This is a genomic window from Gelidibacter sp., assembly GCF_039916245.1.
Classification (GTDB): Bacteria; Bacteroidota; Bacteroidia; order Flavobacteriales; family Flavobacteriaceae; genus Gelidibacter.
In genome coordinates this window covers 1-3,227 of sequence record NZ_JBDSLS010000125.1, presented here as the reverse complement: position 1 = coordinate 3,227, position 3,227 = coordinate 1, and the positions used below count along the sequence as shown (strand labels likewise).

The window sequence follows — 3,227 nt, the reverse complement described above, 5'->3', positions numbered from 1 at the left end:
CCGCGCCAGTATGTTTTTAGTGCTGTTATAGCACTTTAGTCCATTGACCCGTGATCTGACCGAATTCATTAAAACGATCTTTTTATGTCTATTTTCTATATTCTATTTTCTACCCTCTAAAATCTACACTCTAAGTCCTCCCCTCTAATACCCATACTTATCCTTCCAACGCTGTCTTAAAAACTCACGTTGCGCATTTTCTCTGGCGTTATTTCCAGGACTGTAAAGCTGCGTGTTTTTGATTTCGTCAGGAAGAAATTCCTGTGGCGCAAAGTTGTTCTCGTAGCTATGCGCGTATTGGTAATTATCGCCATAACCCAATTCTTTCATGAGTTTGGTTGGTGCATTCCTGACCGATAAAGGCACCGACAAGTCGCCCGTTTGTTTAACCAATTGTTGCGCTTTTCCAATAGCTTCATAAGCCGCATTGCTTTTTGGAGACGTTGCCAAATAGGTGGCACATTGACTCAATATAATTCGTGATTCCGGATGCCCAATGACCGAAACAGCTTGAAAAGTCGTATTCGCCATTACCAAAGCCGTCGGATTCGCATTGCCAATATCTTCACTGGCTAAAATAAGCATGCGTCGGGCAATAAATTTGACATCCTCGCCACCTTCAATCATTCGTGCCAGCCAATAGACCGCTCCATTAGGATCGCTCCCACGAATGGACTTGATAAATGCCGAAATAATATCGTAATGTTGCTCCCCAGTTTTATCATAGCGCACCGTATTGCTCTGTACTTTTTGGAGAACACTAGCATTAGTAATGACAATCTTTTCGTCTTCGCCATATGACGTAATGATGAGCTCAAAAATATTCAAAAGCTTACGGGCATCGCCACCAGATAGTCGCAATAATGCTTCCGTTTCTTTGAGTTGGATGTCACGTTTTGAGAGAATTTCGTCTTCAGTAAGGGCTCGGTTTAATAAAGCTTCCAAATCCTTTTTGTCAAAAGAATTCAGCACATATACCTGAGATCGGGAGAGGAGCGCGGGAATAACCTCAAAACTTGGGTTTTCAGTAGTGGCGCCAATCAGCGTTACCCAACCTTTTTCAACCGCTTCCAATAACGAATCCTGTTGCGATTTACTAAATCTATGGATCTCATCAATAAACAATAATGGATTTTTGGCCGTAAACAGTCCGCCACTGTGTTTCGCCTTGTCGATCACTTCCCGGATGTCTTTAACACCAGAATTAATAGCACTCAATTTGTAAAATGGACGGCTAGATTCGTTGGCAATAATATTCGCCAAGGTCGTTTTTCCCGTTCCTGGAGGCCCCCAAAAAATCATCGACGGAATCACACCGTGTTTGATATGTTGAGTTAAAACCCCTTTATCGCCAATCAAATGGGATTGACTCAAATAATCCTTTAAGTATTTTGGTCGTAATCGTTCTGCCAATGGTGCGTTCATAATACAAATTTACGTCAATTCCTTTGAAATAATTAATAAGGCGTTACACTATTGCAAAACGATGTTTTCAAAGCGAAGCGGTCTTAATTCCTTTGGGCATGCCTTTTTTGTGAAGGACAAAAAAGTCGTGCTCTCGCGGCTCAATCTTTTTGTTTTGAAAAAAAACAAAAAGGATTTCAAACAAACCGCTCCATCACTCATGCAGCGACGTTATAATTTTCAGAAATAGATTCAATGGGTATTAAAGTCTTTAAAAGTTATTGGCCTTATTGTCTAGTTGTTCGGTATCATAAGATTTTTTTGGTATCCTTCTTCCAAGTTTTGTTTTGGTTCAAAACATTTAAAAACTCTTATTTCGATTTATTTTGACCATTGAATTTAAACCAGATGAGATATCATGCTCTACTTCAATTTCAACTTCAACTTCAACTTCAATTTCAACTTCATGTTCGCATAATAGATGACAATTTTTCATATTTCGAACAAATGGAGTCTAATTTGATAAGAAACCTTTAAATTTAACCATGAGCAATCAACAACAGTTTAAATATTCAACGAGCGTCGTGGCCTATCCCGTCTTCTTTTTGATGCTTATTTGGGTAGTGTTTTGGTTACAGGTTCGGTTTTTTCCCATCATAAAAACGTTGGGCATCGTTCCTCAAACCTTGACAGGATTAAGAGGGGTAATCTTAAGTCCACTCATTCACGGAGACATTGAACACATCTATCACAATAGTATTCCAATAGTGGTGCTGACTATGGCTTTGTTTTATTTTTACAGGCCCATTGCATGGAAAGTCTTGCTCTATGGTGTACTGCTTTCTGGGTTAATTACGTGGCTTATCGGAAGGCCTGCCAACCATATTGGTGCGAGTGGTCTTATTTATGTCCTCATTAGTTTTATCTTTTTTAAAGGAATTTTTGCCAAACATTTTCGGTTGGTCGCATTATCCTTAATGATTATATTTCTCTACGGAAGCATGATTTGGTATGTGTTTCCCATTAAGGATGGCATGTCTTGGGAAGGGCATTTAGGCGGACTCATAACAGGTTTATTGTTTGCAGTAATATTCCGAAAATCCATTGCCAAACCAGAACGTTACGTATGGCAAGAACCCTCGTATAATGAAGATGACGATCCTTTTTTGAGGCATTTTGACGAAAAGGGAAACTTTATCGAGAATTTGGAACCTGAAAATGTAATTGAACTTGAACTCGAAGATGAAATTGAAGGTGAAATCGATACTTCGACTATGCTCGGTAGCCAAGTTGAAGAAAGTGCGATCACTCCAAGAGTAAATTATATTTTCAAGGAGAATCCAAAGAGTTAATTAAGCATCTTGAAATCTCAACGTGATTCGTTTGGAACTTGCAACCGAACATCTTTAATTATTTCGAATACTAAGGCTTTTCCTATGTCAATACTAATAAGTTTAACTTTAACAATCAACAATCTTTACGTCCGAATACGCTTAACTTCAAAAATTAAGGTCTAAGCTCTTTGTGCAGCTTTGATTTTCCTTAGTGCAACTCTGTGTTATAGTTTAAGGATAGCAGCAATGCGGATCTTCGTCGATTGTTGAATATGAGTTGGCTATCCCACTTCAAAAATCAAAAATCAAAAATCAAAAATCAAAAATCGTCAATCAACAATCTGCAATCTACATCCTCTGTCTCACCACTTCATACAAAAACGCTCCACACGCCACAGAAACGTTCAACGATTCAATCTCACCCAAAATTGGCAATTTGGCTTTGTCATCCACAATTTTTAAGATGGATGGATTAATCCCTTTCCCTTC

General features: G+C 38.7%; 3 protein-coding genes. 1 reads left to right on the top strand and 2 read right to left on the bottom strand.

Going from position 1 to position 3,227, the window contains the following annotated elements:
* Positions 1 to 144: 144 nt before the first annotated feature.
* The gene (locus ABIQ28_RS06395) at positions 145 to 1,425 is read right to left on the bottom strand and encodes a replication-associated recombination protein A (RefSeq protein WP_348036045.1); all 1,281 of its coding nucleotides are present in this window, start codon (positions 1,423 to 1,425) and stop codon (positions 145 to 147) included.
* Between the two features lie 524 nt (positions 1,426 to 1,949).
* Between ABIQ28_RS06395 and ABIQ28_RS06390 the strand changes: the two genes are divergently transcribed.
* Positions 1,950 to 2,756, top strand: coding sequence for a rhomboid family intramembrane serine protease (locus ABIQ28_RS06390; protein WP_348036044.1), 807 nt, complete (start codon positions 1,950 to 1,952; stop codon positions 2,754 to 2,756).
* 330 nt (positions 2,757 to 3,086) lie between these two features.
* Here ABIQ28_RS06390 and ABIQ28_RS06385 read toward each other — a convergent pair.
* Positions 3,087 to 3,227 (bottom strand): TrmH family RNA methyltransferase (locus ABIQ28_RS06385; protein WP_348036046.1); only part of this gene is annotated, 141 nt, incomplete at its 5' end.

Excerpts from the sequence above, each read along its gene's own strand:
- ABIQ28_RS06395 (WP_348036045.1), bottom strand. The coding sequence starts at position 1,425 with ATGAACGCACCATTGGCAGAACGATTACGACCAAAATACTTAAAGGAT.
- ABIQ28_RS06390 (WP_348036044.1), top strand. The coding sequence starts at position 1,950 with ATGAGCAATCAACAACAGTTTAAATATTCAACGAGCGTCGTGGCCTAT.